This window comes from Algibacter sp. L1A34 (assembly GCF_009796805.1).
GTDB lineage: Bacteria > Bacteroidota > Bacteroidia > Flavobacteriales > Flavobacteriaceae > Algibacter.
This window is the reverse complement of sequence record NZ_CP047029.1, coordinates 2,102,588-2,118,626: the sequence shown is the minus strand read 5'-3', so window position 1 is coordinate 2,118,626 and position 16,039 is coordinate 2,102,588. Positions and strand designations below refer to the sequence as shown.

Annotated in this window: 16 protein-coding genes; 4 read left to right on the top strand and 12 right to left on the bottom strand. The window is 32.0% G+C overall.

The genetic code is table 11. The features are described 5' to 3' along the window. The first annotated feature begins 643 nt into the window (after nt 1-643). From GQR97_RS09080 to GQR97_RS09065, 4 genes are all read left to right on the top strand, one after another. A complete protein-coding gene (locus GQR97_RS09080) occupies nt 644-1,606 on the top strand; it encodes an endonuclease/exonuclease/phosphatase family protein (RefSeq protein WP_158847630.1) in 963 nt (320 codons plus the stop codon). Nucleotides 1,607-1,964: 358 nt separating this feature from the next. Beyond that, nucleotides 1,965-3,101 (top strand): endo-1,4-beta-xylanase, encoded by a 1,137-nt coding sequence (locus GQR97_RS09075; RefSeq protein ID WP_158847628.1) that lies wholly within the window; start codon nt 1,965-1,967, stop codon nt 3,099-3,101. A gap of 2 nt (nt 3,102-3,103) precedes the next feature. Further along, nucleotides 3,104-4,540 carry an MFS transporter gene (locus GQR97_RS09070; protein ID WP_158847626.1) on the top strand — a complete coding sequence of 479 codons (1,437 nt, stop codon included), beginning with the start codon at nt 3,104-3,106 and terminating at the stop codon, nt 4,538-4,540. 11 nt (nt 4,541-4,551) lie between these two features. After that, nucleotides 4,552-5,589, top strand: a complete 1,038-nt coding sequence (locus tag GQR97_RS09065) for a glycoside hydrolase family 43 protein (RefSeq protein WP_158847624.1) — start codon at nt 4,552-4,554, stop codon at nt 5,587-5,589. 78 nt (nt 5,590-5,667) lie between these two features. Here GQR97_RS09065 and GQR97_RS19680 read toward each other — a convergent pair whose 3' ends face one another. The 12 genes from GQR97_RS19680 to GQR97_RS09015 all read right to left on the bottom strand — a co-directional run bounded on the left by GQR97_RS19680 (nt 5,668) and on the right by GQR97_RS09015 (nt 15,981). Beyond that, nucleotides 5,668-5,931, bottom strand: coding sequence for a hypothetical protein (locus tag GQR97_RS19680; protein ID WP_199269924.1), 264 nt, complete (start codon nt 5,929-5,931; stop codon nt 5,668-5,670). Continuing rightward, complete coding sequence (locus GQR97_RS19675; protein WP_199269923.1) at nt 5,932-6,387, bottom strand: SMP-30/gluconolactonase/LRE family protein; 456 nt, start codon at nt 6,385-6,387, stop codon at nt 5,932-5,934. Then, on the bottom strand, nt 6,371-6,553 hold the full coding sequence (locus GQR97_RS19670; RefSeq protein ID WP_199269922.1) for a hypothetical protein: 183 nt from the start codon (nt 6,551-6,553) through the stop codon (nt 6,371-6,373). Before GQR97_RS19670 ends, GQR97_RS19675 begins: the two co-directional genes overlap by 17 nt. A gap of 376 nt (nt 6,554-6,929) precedes the next feature. Beyond that, entirely contained in the window at nt 6,930-7,226 is a 297-nt protein-coding gene (locus GQR97_RS09055; protein ID WP_158847622.1) for a hypothetical protein, read from the bottom strand. 231 nt (nt 7,227-7,457) lie between these two features. After that, the gene (locus GQR97_RS09050) at nt 7,458-8,645 is read right to left on the bottom strand and encodes an endo-1,4-beta-xylanase (RefSeq protein WP_233267631.1); all 1,188 of its coding nucleotides are present in this window, start codon (nt 8,643-8,645) and stop codon (nt 7,458-7,460) included. A gap of 34 nt (nt 8,646-8,679) precedes the next feature. After that, on the bottom strand, nt 8,680-9,636 hold the full coding sequence (locus tag GQR97_RS09045) for an SMP-30/gluconolactonase/LRE family protein (RefSeq protein ID WP_158847620.1): 957 nt from the start codon (nt 9,634-9,636) through the stop codon (nt 8,680-8,682). After that, the gene (locus GQR97_RS09040) at nt 9,623-10,792 is read right to left on the bottom strand and encodes a hypothetical protein (RefSeq protein ID WP_158847618.1); all 1,170 of its coding nucleotides are present in this window, start codon (nt 10,790-10,792) and stop codon (nt 9,623-9,625) included. The genes GQR97_RS09045 and GQR97_RS09040 overlap by 14 nt, the downstream gene beginning before the upstream one ends. A gap of 71 nt (nt 10,793-10,863) precedes the next feature. Further along, a complete protein-coding gene (locus GQR97_RS09035) occupies nt 10,864-11,268 on the bottom strand; it encodes a hypothetical protein (RefSeq protein ID WP_199269920.1) in 405 nt (134 codons plus the stop codon). Between the two features lie 159 nt (nt 11,269-11,427). Continuing rightward, entirely contained in the window at nt 11,428-12,837 is a 1,410-nt protein-coding gene (locus tag GQR97_RS09030; RefSeq protein WP_158847616.1) for an alkaline phosphatase, read from the bottom strand. A gap of 104 nt (nt 12,838-12,941) precedes the next feature. Then, nucleotides 12,942-13,694: a ThuA domain-containing protein gene (locus GQR97_RS09025; protein WP_158847614.1), complete on the bottom strand. Its 753-nt coding sequence runs from the start codon at nt 13,692-13,694 to the stop codon at nt 12,942-12,944. Nucleotides 13,695-13,710: 16 nt separating this feature from the next. After that, nucleotides 13,711-14,985, bottom strand: coding sequence for a sugar phosphate isomerase/epimerase family protein (locus GQR97_RS09020; RefSeq protein WP_158847612.1), 1,275 nt, complete (start codon nt 14,983-14,985; stop codon nt 13,711-13,713). Between the two features lie 6 nt (nt 14,986-14,991). Beyond that, nucleotides 14,992-15,981, bottom strand: a complete 990-nt coding sequence (locus GQR97_RS09015) for a hypothetical protein (protein ID WP_158847610.1) — start codon at nt 15,979-15,981, stop codon at nt 14,992-14,994. Nucleotides 15,982-16,039: the final 58 nt, after the last annotated feature.

Here is a 16,039-nt window from a genome sequence, read left to right as displayed (position 1 = left end):
TGTTTTACTTAATTTCAAAATTCTACTTTCAGCTAATTCAAGTTTAGTTTCAGAATCAAAAGGGTTATAATCAAAACAGAAAGATACTTTCCGACGACTCATCGTTGCATTAATACCTGAAATACTTGGTTTTTTTATTCCTCCAGAATAAATAACTTTATCTTCATAAGGTATTTCGAAGATGTAATTTATTAAATTGTTCTATACAGAATTTTCAAAGTCCTCTGCTTTAGGCTCTGTCATAAAACTAACTATATTGCTGCAAGTGCAAATGTCAAAAAACAACTATTAATTTAAGCCATAAACTCCAACCCATAAATAACTATTTTCTTACTTTTATCTAATATAACCTTGGTTATTATTTTTTATTAAATATTCTTTAGGGAAGAATGGCAATAAACTAGCTTAAGGTTTATTACAGGTTAAATATAGATATATTTCGCAAACCTCTTAGCGTAAACGGCTACATATTTTATTTTTAAAACATTTTGGAGTTTCCGTAAAGTGTTATTAAAAACTTAATAATGATATTTTAAAATAAATAGCACCAATAAATGCTAGGAAACAAAAACACACAGCACTAAATTCAATAATTTCAGTATCAAAATTTAAAATTAAAGCAATTTTTAGCTATATTTAGAGTATGATTTCCGCTACAGATATACCGCCATCCGAAGTGCAAGACAATTTAAATTTACTAAAAGTAGATTTGAACGCTAAAATCCCTTCAAAAAAATTAGATAAAAACCTTTTAATTGCCACTTGGAATATACGTGCTTTTGGTAATTTAACTCGAAAATGGGATTCTGATGATACCGACTCTCCTAAACGTGATTTACACTCTGTTTTATGCATTGCCGAAATTATTAGCAGGTTTGATGTGGTTGCCGTACAAGAGGTGAAAGATAATATTAGAGCTTTGAGGGATACCTTAAAAGTTTTAGGTACTAATTGGTCTTTTATATTAACCGATGTTAATAAAGGTAAAGTGGGCAATGGGGAACGCATGGCTTATCTTTTTGATAAAAGACGTGTACAATTATCGGGATTAGCAGGAGAATTGGTTGTACCAGAGGAGTGGGAAGATGATATTAAGGACCACGCCTTATCGAATCAATTTGTGAGATCCCCTTATGCTGTAAGTTTTCAATCAAACAATCATACCTTTATATTAGTAACCTTACATATTTTATATGGTAGCAGCCCAAGTAGCAGAATAGATGAATTAAAAGGTATTGCCAAATGGCTTTCTAGTTGGGCAAATAGCATCAATGCTTATCATCAAGATTTTATTGTTTTGGGAGATTTTAATATAGATGAACGTGGTGATCTTTTAGACCAAACATTTCTTTCCGAAGGATTGTATGTGCCACCTCAACTTCAAAATGAAGGTGTAACGAGATCCATTTTCAACACCACAAAATACTACGATCAAATTGCTTGGTTTAATAGTGAAAATAAAGGCCCTAAACTTTCTATGGAATTTTTAAATGGTGGTAATTACGACTTTGTTCCTTTTGCTTTAAAAAATCGTGAGCTAACAAAAAACAGTTTGTCTTGGCTTATATCCGACCATTATCCATTATGGGCAGAATTTAAAGTTTAATAATCTTTACAGAACTCCAATAGTTATAAATTAAAAATCCTGATATCCGTTTTCTCAAAAAAACAGATAGACTGAGAATGTCTTACCTTTTGTTTTTCTAAAAACAAATAACAGTTTCTAGCTCGTATATTAACTTCTACAAAGCTTGCTATTATTTCTCAAACACATGTGTTCTAATATAGAGAAAAATGATGCGCACCAAACAAACGAGGTATATCCTAGGGTTTTAATCAAATATCGCAACAATTGTTGCAAGATTAGTCCATTTTGTTTTACCAAAATATCTTCATTAAAAGTACTTTTATTAACATCAAAGTAAGAGTAAAATCGCTCTTGTTTATCTTTTTAAAATTACATTATGATTAATAAAACAAAACAATATCTTATCTTATTTGTACTTCTATTAACTTTATTTAATTGTAAAAACGACCCAATAAAAGAGAATTCGGTTTCGTTAAAGCAAGCTTTTCAAAACGACTTTTTTATTGGTGCGGCAATTAATAAAGACCAGATAGAAGGCACGGACACTCTAGCTGTTAATTTACTAAAAAAGGAGTTTAATGCCTTAACTCCCGAAAACGAAATGAAATGGGAACAAATTCATCCTAAAAAAGATTCCTTTTATTTTGATGTAGCAGATAAATATGTGGCTCTAGGCGAAAAAATGAATGCTCATATTGTTGGTCACACCCTTGTTTGGCATAGCCAATTAGCGCCATGGATGCAAGAAATTGAAGATAGTACGGTAATGGCAAACCAGGTTAAGCACCATATTAATACTATTGTCACTAAATATAAAGGTAGAATTAATTCTTGGGATGTTGTTAATGAAGCTTTAAATGAAGATGGAACCTTAAGACAATCTATATTTTATAATGTTTTAGGCGAAAATTATATTGAGCAAGCCTTTAAAGCTGCCTCTATTGCAGATCCTGAAGCTGAATTAATTTATAACGACTATAATATGTGGAAACCAGCAAAACGAGCTGGTGCAATAAAACTAGTAAAACAAATACAAGCAAAAGGGACAACAATAGATGGTATTGGTATGCAGGCGCATTGGAGTTTAAATGGTCCTTCTCTCGAAGATATTGAAAATAGCATTATTGAATATTCTAAACTTGGTGTTAAAGTTATGATTACAGAATTAGATGTAACAGCATTACCAAACCCTTGGGATTTAGAAGGCGCTGAGGTGAGTCAAAATTACGACGAGCTTGTAGGTGATAAAACAATGGATCCATACCAAAAAGCACTGCCAGATTCTATACAAGTAAAATTAGCAAACCGATATGAAGCTATTTTTAAATTGTTTTTAAAACATAAAGATAAAATTGGTAGAGTTACTTTTTGGGGTGTTACAGATAAACAATCTTGGCTAAATAATTGGCCTATAAAAGGGCGTACAAACTACCCACTTTTATTCGATAGGGATTTTTCAACAAAAAAAGCATACGACAGTGTTATAGCTCTTAAACAAAATAACGACGAATAATTATGGATTCTAACACGCAAAAACTATCAATTAAAGAAAAAATTGGATACAGTCTGGGAGATCTTGCGGCTAACCTTGTTTTTCAAACATTAATGACTTATTTGGCCTATTTCTATACAGATATTTATGGGCTTCAACCAAATGATGCTTCCATAATTATATTAACAGTTGGCCTAATTGCTGCCTTTGTTTTCAACCCAATAATGGGAGCTATTGCCGATAGAACCAACACAAGATGGGGCAAATTTAGACCTTGGATTTTATGGACCGCCGTTCCTCTTGGAGTTGTTGCTCTATTAGCATTTAGTACTCCCGATTTTGATTACAAAGGGAAAGTTATTTATGCCGTAGTAACTTACACATTACTGCTTTTGTTATATGCAGCAAACAACTTACCATATTCTGCATTAAGCGGTGTTATAACAGGTGATATGGGTGAACGAAACAGTATTTCATCTTATCGATTTATTGCTGTTATGGTCGCACAATTCTTTGTGCAAGTATTTATGCTACCAATTATAGAAACTGCAGGTGGTGGAGATAAAGCTGTTGGTATTGAGGTTGTAATGACTTGGTTGGCAATTATTGGCACCGTAATGTTATTAATTACATTTTTTACTACCAAAGAACGTATTGTTCCTAAACCTGAACAAAAATCGAGCGTTAAAGAAGATTTGGCAGATTTAATAAAAAACAAACCTTGGGTAATAATGCTTGTACTAACCACATTGGTTTTTATAACTTTAGCAATTAAAGGAGGTTCTTATGTTTATTATTTTGAAAACTATGTTGATGAAACTGCACTAACACAATTTTTACAACCTATTTTAAACTTTTTATCTGATATTGGCATCAATTTCTTTGGAGAAAATCCTGTTTCTGCTGGTTTTGGATTGTTTAATGCCGGTGGAATTAGTTTCATGATTATTGGAATAATGTTCTCTAAAAACTTAGCCGATAAATACGGTAAAAGAGATGTGTTTGGTACTTTTTTATTCTTATCTACGCTGTTCATTATATTATTTTATTTCATTCCTTCAACATCAATTGGGTTAATTTTTCTAGCACAAATTTTTCATGGATTTCTATATGGAATAACAATTCCCCTTTTATGGGCAATGATTGCCGATGTGGCCGACTTTTCTGAATGGAAAACAAACCACCGCGCCACAGCTATTATATTTTCTGCAATGATGATAGGTTTAAAAGGAGGCTTAAGTATTGGTAGTGCTCTTTTAACAGCAATATTAGGAAGCTACGGTTACAATGCTGATTTAGCAATACAATCTGAAACTACTATTATGGGCAGTAAAATGTTGGTAAGTATTTACCCTGCTATTCCCTTTTTATTAGGTACTGGACTCTTATTTTTCTATGAAATAAATAAAAAATTAGAAGTGCAAATTGAAAATGATTTAAAAGAAAGAAGAAATAATTAAAATTTTATACAATGCCAGAAGAAAATATAAAACATATAGACTTTGAAGATTTAAATAAAAAAGCAATATCTCAACCCATAGTATCTAATATTTATACAGCAGATCCATCGGCTCATGTTTTTAATGGAAAAATATACATTTACCCATCTCACGATATTGATGCCGGAGAGGCTTTCGATGATTTAGGAAGTCATTTTGCGATGGAAGATTACCATGTTATTTCTATGGATTCTATAAATAGTAAAGCCGTAGATAACGGTGTGGCTTTGCATGTTGATAATGTGGCTTGGGCCGAAAAACAAATGTGGGCTCCAGATGCACATGAAAAAGATGGAACGTACTATTTATTTTTTCCAGCAAAAGCTTACGATGGAATTTTTAGAATTGGTGTAGCAACTAGCTCATCCCCAACCGGACCATTTAAGGCTCAACCTAAAGCCATTAAAGAAAGTTTCTCTATAGACCCTGCCGTTTTTAAAGATGACGATGGTAGTTACTACATGTATTTTGGTGGTTTGTGGGGCGGACAATTACAACGCTGGAGATCGGGATCATTTAATGCTAATGAACCAGATAGTCCTACTGCATTTATCCCAAAAGATAATGAACCTGCTTTGCTACCTATTGTAGCTAAAATGAGTAATGATTTATTAGAGTTTGACGAAACTCCAAAACAATTAGAAATTTTAGATGAAAAAGGTAGTTTACTATTAGCAGGCGATATTGAAAGACGCTTTTTTGAAGCTTCCTGGATGCACAAATACAATGGCAAATACTACTTCTCCTACTCTACTGGAGACTCTCATTTTATTTGTTATGCCATTGGAGACAGCCCTTACGGACCATTTACTTATAAAGGCAAAATACTTGAACCTGTAGTGGGTTGGACTTCGCATCATTCTATTTGTGAAGTTGAAGGAAAGTGGTATTTATTTTATCATGATTCTTCCCTTTCTAAAGGAGTTACACATTTAAGATCTGTTAAAATTGCAGAAATCACATATAAAGAAGATGGAACTATTGTTCCTATTAAACCCTATATAGAATAATTAGTTTAGTTTTAGTCAAAAAAGGAGTCATTAACAAGTTGTTAATGCTCCTTTTTTTATAAATGAAAAAATAATTAACTACTTTTTAATATCAACGGCATATATTATACCTGCCATCATATCAGGAACTAATAATCTATTATTATTTTCTTCCAAATAAAAATCAGCTGCAGATTTTAAACCTTCAACTAACACGGTAGACTCTTCAGTTTCTCTATTAATTTTCCACACTTTACCCTGAGACCAACTACTTATATAATAATTACCTTCACTATCTTGCTCAACAGCATCACCACCTCTAAATTCACCTTTTAATGGTGTTAATTTACCATCTCTTATCACTTAAAAATTTCCTAAGAAAAAAGAACTAACCATTATATTATCATCATTATCAACACCTACTCCATTTGGGTTTAACATTAGTGGGGAAGTATCTTGAACAACAATGACTTCACCTTCTAAATTAACATGATAAATACGTCCCAATTGTGGGACTAACTTAGCTTCATCACTTTCTAAAGGCCAAAGATTATTATTTTTATCGCGCATATAATTTGTTGCTCCCATATCTGCAACATAGAATCCCGTTCCATCACCATCCACTGCAACATCATTTAAATACAATACTTCTTTGAGGAAATCCTCTTTTTTAACGAATACACTTTTATTTCCATCCTTATCTACTTTCCAAACACAATTAATATCTGAAAAATATAAATGCTCCTTTATAAAAACTATTCCTTTGGGTTCATTAAAACCTTTTGAAAATACTTTAACACCCTTAGTTGATATTTTCAACTAATTCACCATCTCCATTTTCTTTACCATTCATTACAGTAACATAATAATTCCCATTAAATCCTTTTGTTATGCTTTCTGGTTTTACACCTACTTTAACTGGGAATTTAATATCAGACTCAACATTACATGCTACTAATAAAAATAATAGAAAGAAAATTGACAAAAATTCTAGACTCCTTTTTAGTTTTCTTAAGATTTGAATAACTACTTTTTTCATATTCATTTGAATAAAATTTAACAAAATTATTATAATAATTAATTCGGATAGACCACTTCAAAACTTTCATTTGGTATAAAGCCATCATTTCACGCTACAGATGATAAAACAACAATAGGTTCGAGCTTATTAGAGGATGATGAAAAACCACTAAAAATAATAAACAAAATAGTCCTAAAAAAAATTCATAATTAATTATTCTGTTTTATTAACTGCCCAGTATATCCCAAAAAATATGGTCTATAAAGTTTTTATCTTTATAAGATTCAGGTTTATGACTTAAAACAGTGCAAAATGATCTTGCTCCTTCATATTCTTGATACTACGAAATAAGATATTTCTCTCCCATACCTTTTAACGGAATAGCATTATAATAAGCAGTAAAATCAGACTGACCTGCTTCAGCAATCCAAATATTACCGTCTTTGTTTAAAATTGCTTCTATCAGAGTTGTAACATTTTTAACAGCTGGTAAAAAATTATTGTATGTATCTGTCCAGTTATCTTCAAAAGCAAGTTGGAGCAAAGTATTAGGCGGAACATATGATCCATCCAGAATTCCATAAGTTCCAGCAACCACATGATAGTTTATATCATTAAAATTTGAGTCTGACAACATGGTCGACATTACAGCGACCGTCGGTAGATCATCTTACAATCAAATTGGACAAGCAATAAATCTTTTTCGCTGTTAAAACTTTTTTCTTGCTCATCACCGTCAGAAATTGCACGGCTGGCAAGTAAAAGACATAAAAACAAAGGTTAGTAAAACAAATAAGAGTATTCTTGATTTCATTTTTGAATGTATTTATTGAATAATCTTTAGAATAATATTAGGTTCATTAAAAAACTATTTTTCTTTGGTGGTCTCCAAAACAGCTTGTCTGGCTAATTTTGGTTGCAACCCCCTATCGTATAAAAGTGGATAGTTCGTTCTGTTAGGTATTGGATAGTCATTCTTCCATGACATACCATCGTGAATTCCCCAAAATGTTACTCTATCAATTTTATCTTTATTTTTGATGAAAATCTCAAACAAGTCTTTATACCTATTTGCCAATTCAATTTCTATAGATTTTGGTAATCCATTTTTATAGGGATCTAAAAAAGTTTCAAACTCTTCCAATTGAAATTGAGGTTCCATCATACTCGTTCCAATAATTTGTCCTTCTTTGGTAAGAGGCAGCACATCAATATCCAACTCGGTAATCATAACTTTTACGCCTAAAGCAGCATAAGCATCAATAGCTTGTTGAATGTATTCTTTTTTAGGAAAATTTAAACCCCAATGTGCCTGAATACCAATACCATCTATACGAATACCTTCTTTTTGAAGCATTTTTACCATTCGTACAATTCCTTCTCTTTTTTCTGGTCTCCAAGCATTAAAATCATTATAATACAATTCTGTATCAGGAGCATATTCACTAGCATATTTAAACGCTAGTTTAACCATTTCATCACCATCACCAATACTATTTACCCAAGTTGTTGGTCTGTAAGAACCATCATTATCTATAACTTCATTTACCACGTCCCAAGCATGTACTTTTCCTGCATATCTTCCTGCAACGGCTTCAATATGGTTGCGCAATCGCTCTTTTTGTTCTTTAGGAGTATTAGGTTCTCCCTTTTCGTTGGTAAAAAACCAAGAAGGTGTTTGATTATGCCAAATTAGAGTATGTCCAAGAATAAACATGTTATTATCCTGTCCGAAAGCAACAAAGTCATCTGCTGCTTTGAAATCGTAAACTCCTGGAGTTGGATTTACCGATTCTGCTTTCATACAATTTTCTGCAGTAATGGTATTAAATTCTTTTTTTACAATTTGGGTTAAAACATTCTCTTTTCCAGAAACAATATCATCGTTTATTGCACTACCTAATAAAAAGTAATTTTCAAACGCAAGTTTTAATGAAGTATCTTTATGAACATCTAGTATACTAGGTGTTTCATTAGTGCTATTATTAATATTATTATCATTACAGGCATTAAATAAAAACATCGTAATTCCTATTAATAAAATTGTAGACTTCATTTTTTTCATAATAATTATTTTTAAATATTTCACATTAATTAACTCCTGTAACGTTCATTTTTAAAGTATAAATGGAATCCATGGCTGTTATAAAAAGAATGTTTTTATTTAAACCTCCAAAAGTTACATTGGCTGTCCATCCTTCAGGTACATCAATATGTTTGATTTTTTTACCTTCTGAATTAAAAACAGTGACACCTTTTCCGGTTAAGTAAATATTACCTAAATTATCTATGGTCATACCATCAGATCCCATATCTACAAATAACTTTCTATTAGTTAAATTTCCATTTTCGTCAATAGTAAAAACATACGTTCTTTCTCCAACTTGGTCTGCAACATAAAGTGTTTTCCCATCAGGAGTTCCTATTATACCATTAGGCTGTACGTAGTTATCATTTGATACAATTCGTGGTATATTTGTATTTGATGCTAAATAATAAACTCTTTTTTCATTTTGCTGAGGCTCTTTATGTTCCCACCAAGGACGCTGATAATATGGATCTGTAAAATAAACACCGCCTTTAGCATCTACCCATAAATCATTAGGCCCGTTAAGTTTTTTACCATCATAGTTATCTACAAGTACGGTTATCTCTTTATTTGGGTTGATAAGCCATAATTCGTTTTTTTCATCTGCAGCTGATAATAGGTTGCCATCATTATCAAAATAAAGTCCGTTTGAACGACCAGAAGGTTTCATGTATTCAGATACTAAATTGGTTTTTGCATTCCATTTTAAAATCCTATCATTCGGTTGGTCGGTAAAATAAACATTACCTTCTTTATCGGCTGCCGGCCCTTCTGTAAATTCGTAATCATCTGAAATTAAGACTAATTCTGCACCTTTCTCTATAATTTGATTACTCTGTTTTTTTTGAGCATTACATGAAGTACATAATACAAAAACCAAAATGATGTTTATAAAAGCTAAAAAGGTTTTTAATAATTTTTCTTTTACTTTCATTTTAATAAATTTACTCTCTTTCATAGTTTAAGAATTCATTAATTTCAAACTCACCATCTAAAACACTTGCTTTAAAAACATATTTACCTGCTTTGGGAATAAAAATACGTGGTGTTGTAGTATTGGGATTATTATTTTCGAACTCACAATCGGCAGGGCCTTCTACCTGCTCCCATACTATTTCCGGGCTAATGGCATCTTTATCCTCGTCAGTAATCACAGCCGTAATTGCAAGACTGTTATCAGTTTTTGAGTACGTATAATCTATAGTAATAGTCGGAGGTGTATTTATTGCAGAAACTAAAGCATTGGTGTCATTAGCAAAGCGTTGCTCATCCTCGATGCCTGCTGCCCAAAGTGCAATACGTTGTGCAAACACCCTATTATCCGAATGACTTAAACGGGTACCAGCCCCAGCATTCCAAAATAAATTACGATCAAAAACACCGATTACTCTACCTTTACCTATTTCAGCTATTGCTAAAGCGACATCGGTATTTTCATTAAATTCACCATCATTTGAATTTACAACTAACCTACCGCCTAATCCGCCTTCTTGCGCTTTAGCTAAAATTACTGCTGGTTTCGAAACACGAACAAAACTTACTCCTTCTCCCCTAAAAGCAACGCCTTTATGTTTATTGTTTTTATTAATAAAATGATCTTGTATATACTCATTCACCAAATAGTTTCCAGCACCATTGTCAGTTAAAAAATACATGCCGAATTGCTCCATTAAAACATTGTCAGAAATTCGCCCCACTTCATTATCCACACCTACAATGCTATACTCTCCACCAAACCCACTATCCGACCAAGTAATGACTCCGCCACCTTTTTCCACCCAACGCTTTAAGGCTTTAGCTTCTGCTTCAATAAAAACGCGCTGATTTGAGCCTAAAATTAAAACATCAATCGCCTTTAGAAATTCGGCATTAATTACAATGTCTTGATCGTAAACTTCGCTTACAGTAAACCCAACAGCTTCCAATGCTTTTTTGAAACCACTCATCCCTAAATCACCTTCATCATTCAAACGCATTTGGTGAAATGGTTTTTTACTTCCGGATGGTATTGTACCATCAGCAGCAACATCTCCATATACATAAACAATGTTTTGCGCATCTACAGCAAGAAAACAAATTAAACTTATAGCTAATAATATTATTTTACGTTTCATATATTTATTTTTAGTGATACATTATTAATGTTTTATTTTATTCGCATTAAAAAAAGATTATTCAGATAATGCTAGTAAGTAACCTTCGACTTATTCTTTAACTTTTTTTCGATAATAGGGTATAAATCATAGGTTGGATACATCTCTGATTTAAAAGCTTTCCATGCTGTTCTTTCAATTGCCAGATTTACAGCAGCTAATTTTGAAGCAGGAAGTTCCAATACAACCATTTGTCCAATTCCCATAACTACAAACCAATTAACTACAGAAACACCTTCTGGCGGGAAATTTTCATAAAACCCTTGATCGGTTCTTATCTTTTCAATCTCATTTAAATTCATACTTTGATCATGTTTAAGAAAAATTGTTAACAACAACTTGTCATCACCTTTTTCAGAACCTGTTTTTACATTAGCTGATTGTGAATAGCCAATGATATGGAATAAGAATAATGCGATAAATAATGAGTATTTCATATTTTATAAATTTTAGATTTATTGTGTTTTTATTAATTAATGCTACTTGTTATGTTAGCAGGTAAAAAGTATCGTGGAACTTCGACAATGGAATATTATTCCTTTTTTAACCTATTAATTGAGAATATTTTTAAAAGAATTTCATCTAAAATGATTCATTTATATCCCCATAAGTTTTTCTATTTTTTTTGGCAAATCGGTATTGTCGAAATATTCTGAGAACTCTTCTTGTCCCTTTCCTATAACTCTAACAGGAACCGGTGTTCCAGAATGATCGCCAGAGCCCCAACTTATTCCTGCCTTTTTATTCAAAATAAAGGCTGCTGTTTCTCCAACGGATTTTACTGCGGTTTTACTTAAATAATCAGCATCCGCGTTTACTTTCTTATTTCCTTTAAACTGTTTGCTGTAGGCTGATTTTAATAAGGCTAATTCTTTATCATCTAAAGACAAACCGATATCATTGTTTCCTAAGCTAAAATCTGCCTGTACCAAATCTAAAATAGTATTGAAAGAAACTTTTGGATCCGTATTTTTAAGTTCTGTCATTTTTCTTTTAAACTCTTGAACTGAAATTATTTGGTATTTCAATAATTCAGGATGTGTGGCATAATTTATCCCTGTAGATAAGGCACCTGTTTCATGGTCTGCAGTAACAATAATTAAAGTTTCATCTGGTCGTTGCTTATAAAATTCATAGGCTTCTTTAATAGCATCATTAAAAGCGAGTACTTCATGAACCATGGACACACCATCGTTTCCATGGCATGCCCAATCAATTTTACCGCCTTCTACCATCATAAAAAAACCTTTATCATTATCAATAACTTCAATTCCTTTTTTTGTAAAATCGGCAAGAGAAAGCGTGCCTTCTTTTTTATCAATGGCCCAGTAAAATTCTCCTGAAGGATACATTTCAGGATTTATGGCAATTATTTTTTCATCGCCATTTTTTAATTTATTAAATTCCTTATGAGAATCTGCAATGGTATAGCCCTTCTTTTTAGCATTTTTAAAGGAATCTGGTTGATCTCCTTTTTTTCCTTTAGGATGATGGAAGCCTCCACCTCCAAAATAATCGATATTATAATTGGGTAGCTCCATACTAATTTCGTAATACATATTACGAGAATCTTGATGTGCATAAAAGGACGCTGGAGTAGCGTGATCTATCATTACACTAGATAATATACCTACTTTAAAACCAGCATTTTTCGCTTTCTGAGATATGTTTTCATACGCTATTTTTTTGTCGGGAGATTTTCCTATAATACCATTATTCGTTTTAAACCCTGTTGACATTGCTGTTGCTGCTGCACAAGATGTAGTAACATAAGAACTAGCTGAATAGTTAGTCATATTCGAGTTCACCGGAAAACTACTCATTAATAGTTTGTCAGCTTTAATCTCGTTAGGTTTTGCATTTAAATACATTTCGGTCGCATAAACTTGATTTGCTCCCATACCATCTCCAATAAACAGAAATACATATTTTACATTTTGTTTAGTTTGACTATATCCAATAGCACAAAAAAAGGCCATTGAAATTATCATAATATTTTTTATCATATCTTATTTATTTTAAAATATTTTTGATAAAACTAAATAGGCATATTATCAAAAACATGTTGCATTGATTAATGTAAATAGGTTCTAAAAAGTTTATGAATAATTTATTTATTAACTGTCCAGTATATTGCTCCAAAAATGTGATCCAAAAAGTTTTTGTCTTTAAACGATTCTGGTTTATGACCTAAAGCCGTGTAAAACGATCTTCCGCCTTCATATTCTTGATACCAAGAAATAGGATGTTCTGCTCCCATGCCTTTTAACGGAATGTCATCATAACCTGCAGTAAAATCATAAGAAGCTTCATCAACAGTTAATAGAATATTCAGTTTATCTAAATTCATGTTTTTAAAATTATACCACTCATCACTACGAAGCCATTTACTTGGTAAATGCCATGTTGCTGGAAAATCATTATTCTTGACGTTTACAATTGCGGCTTGTAATTTTGGATGATCCACAAATTTCGCTCCAACAAGACCATCAAACCAGGCATTATCGTTTTCCCCATCTGCCGTTCCGTGTATACCAACAAAGCCTCCGCCTCGTTTCATAAATGCTTTTAAAGCATCCATATGTTTTGTAGTCAAAAAATTGGCATTGGCGTTCATAAATATGACTACATCATATTCTGGTAATTTTTCTATAAGATCATCTGGCCTTTGTGTCCAATCAAATTGAAATTGATTTTCTGCTGCCATGTCTTCAAAAGCTTTAACTGCAACAGGGATGGTATTATAATGCCAAGTATCATGTTGGGTAAACAATAAAACACTAAACTGGTCTTGCGCATTTGTTTTTATCATTGTAAAGAAAAATATAGTTAATAAAAGATACTTCATTGTAAAAGGTTTCATAATCAAACGTTTATTTTTATAATTCATAATAAATATATTCCCAAGCTAAACCGACACTAAACAAAGGTGGAAAGCTATAATCTTCAACTTCAGATAAAATATATTGAACTCCAGATATTTCTTTATAGTTGAAAATATCTTTGAAATCTATTTTACCACTTTCACCTAATTCTTTATAATCTTTCACATGCCAACTAATAAAACGTTTAGGATAGGTTTTAAAATAATGAACAGGATTTACACCACCCACCTGCATCCAATATAAATCAGATTGAAAATAGACATACTCAGGATTGGTGTTTTGAAGAAAATAATCATAAATGGCTACACCTTCTACCTTTAAAAATTCATCAGCATGATTATGATAAACAAACTTAAGTCCGTTCTCTTTACAAAGTTTTCCAACTTTATTATAATAATTACAATACTCTCGAAGTTCTTTGATCGTCTTGATGCCTTTTAATTTACTATTTGAGGTAGATAGATATTCAACACCAGCTTTTTTATGGTCTTGTATCGTTTTATTCCACCATGTATTTATTGCGGTATAATCATTTTTATCTTCCGGATCGAAAAAAGTCATAGAACCCAAAAAATTCATACCTGCTTTTTCAACCATAGTCTTAAATTGCGTTGGACTTTGGCCGTAAAAACCACCGTTTTTATATACAAAGGTTTCAACATAGCTATACCCCATTCTGCCTAACTGAATTAAGGTTTGTTCTGGGTTTTTAAGCATTTCTTTGTGAACAGAAACGAGCTGAATACCAATGTTTTTGTCTTTAGGATTATTTTTAATGTATCTCGTTTTCCATAAACGCTTTTCATTATTATCTAGACCTTCTAAAGTAACATCGGTATAATTGTTAAAACTAAAATTAACTTTCATGGTTTTATTACCATTAAGATCTTTATCCTGCATGGTCCAATTATTTTCTGAAGAAAACTTGCCTTTCCCTATAAAAAAAACACCTTCACCATTATGACCTGCTGCAAAAACAGTATCGGTAACACGATCATAACCAATAATTTCATGAAGTATAGGATTGTATTGATTATTACTATCTTTTTGTAAAACTTCAACCGTGAGCGAATGATTATTGAAATTATTTATACTACTCATTTTTATTTCTGGAAGCTTTGCAATACTATCTGTGCTGGGATTAACAGCACTTACCCACTGACCAGAATATTGTCTTAATCTATCTTTTTGAGAAGAAATACTGTAGTTTTCTTGAGCAAAACTGACAAATGACTTTAAAATTATTATTAAATATAGAACGCTTTTCATTTTTTCTTACTTGTTATTAAGGTGAATAAATATTGGATTCTCCATTTCCGTTTTATATGCCTCCAATACAAATGGATTTTTTTCTATACGAGCATCTTTCCAATCATGCCATTGAAACCCATTTTTGTTAGACCAATATTCCCAATCCCAATTGATGTAGCAAAATGCTTTTATTCCCGGATTATCATTTAACATTTCGAAAAAAGGTTTAAACCATTTATTCCAAGAAATTTCACCATCTAAAACTCCAACGTATCTTGGTGTAGATTCGCCTATCATTACTGGTTTTTTATGAGTATGAGCAGTATCAAAAAAGTTTTTCAATCCAATATTTGAAAATTCTTCTGGACTAAAAACATCAATGCCCCACCAATCCACATATTCATTCCCTGGGTAATATGCCATTAATTTTTCAAGACCTATAAAATTTGCAGAGCCACCACCAGAACACCAAACCGTAGCCGATTTTATGTTTTTTTCCTCAAATGCTTTAGAAATAGTTATGAATACTTTTTTAAAACTCTCAGGTGAATAACCATTCCAATCACCTTCAAACTCGTAACCAATTCTGGTAAAGGATGGCCTATCCAATTTCAAAAGCATCTTATAAAACACTTCCAATTGAGCATCATATTTTCCGTTGGCAACTTCTTTATCCAAACCTGCCCCTGTATCCTTACCACCAGTAAATGCTAAACCTATTTGGGGCATAATCCCTTTTGGCAAGCTATCTAAAACATGTTTTAAATCTTTTCCCCAAGATTCAATCCTTTTTACTGGTGCGGTAATATTAACATAAGTCATATAAATTGCTGGCAACTTGTTTTGCCCAACAGCATTTACATAATCCTTAAAACCATTTTTATCCTGACCTGCTCCGTGATAAATTCCTATTAAGGGTTCGTATTTAGAATTATAATTAAAACGAGGTTTTGCCTCTTGGCTAATTCCATTTTGTAAAAACAACAGAAGAATAATTAAACTTATTTTACGCATAAATAAAGAACTTTTCAATGTTATTATTTTTAAAGCTATTTTCAACAATATTTGAAAA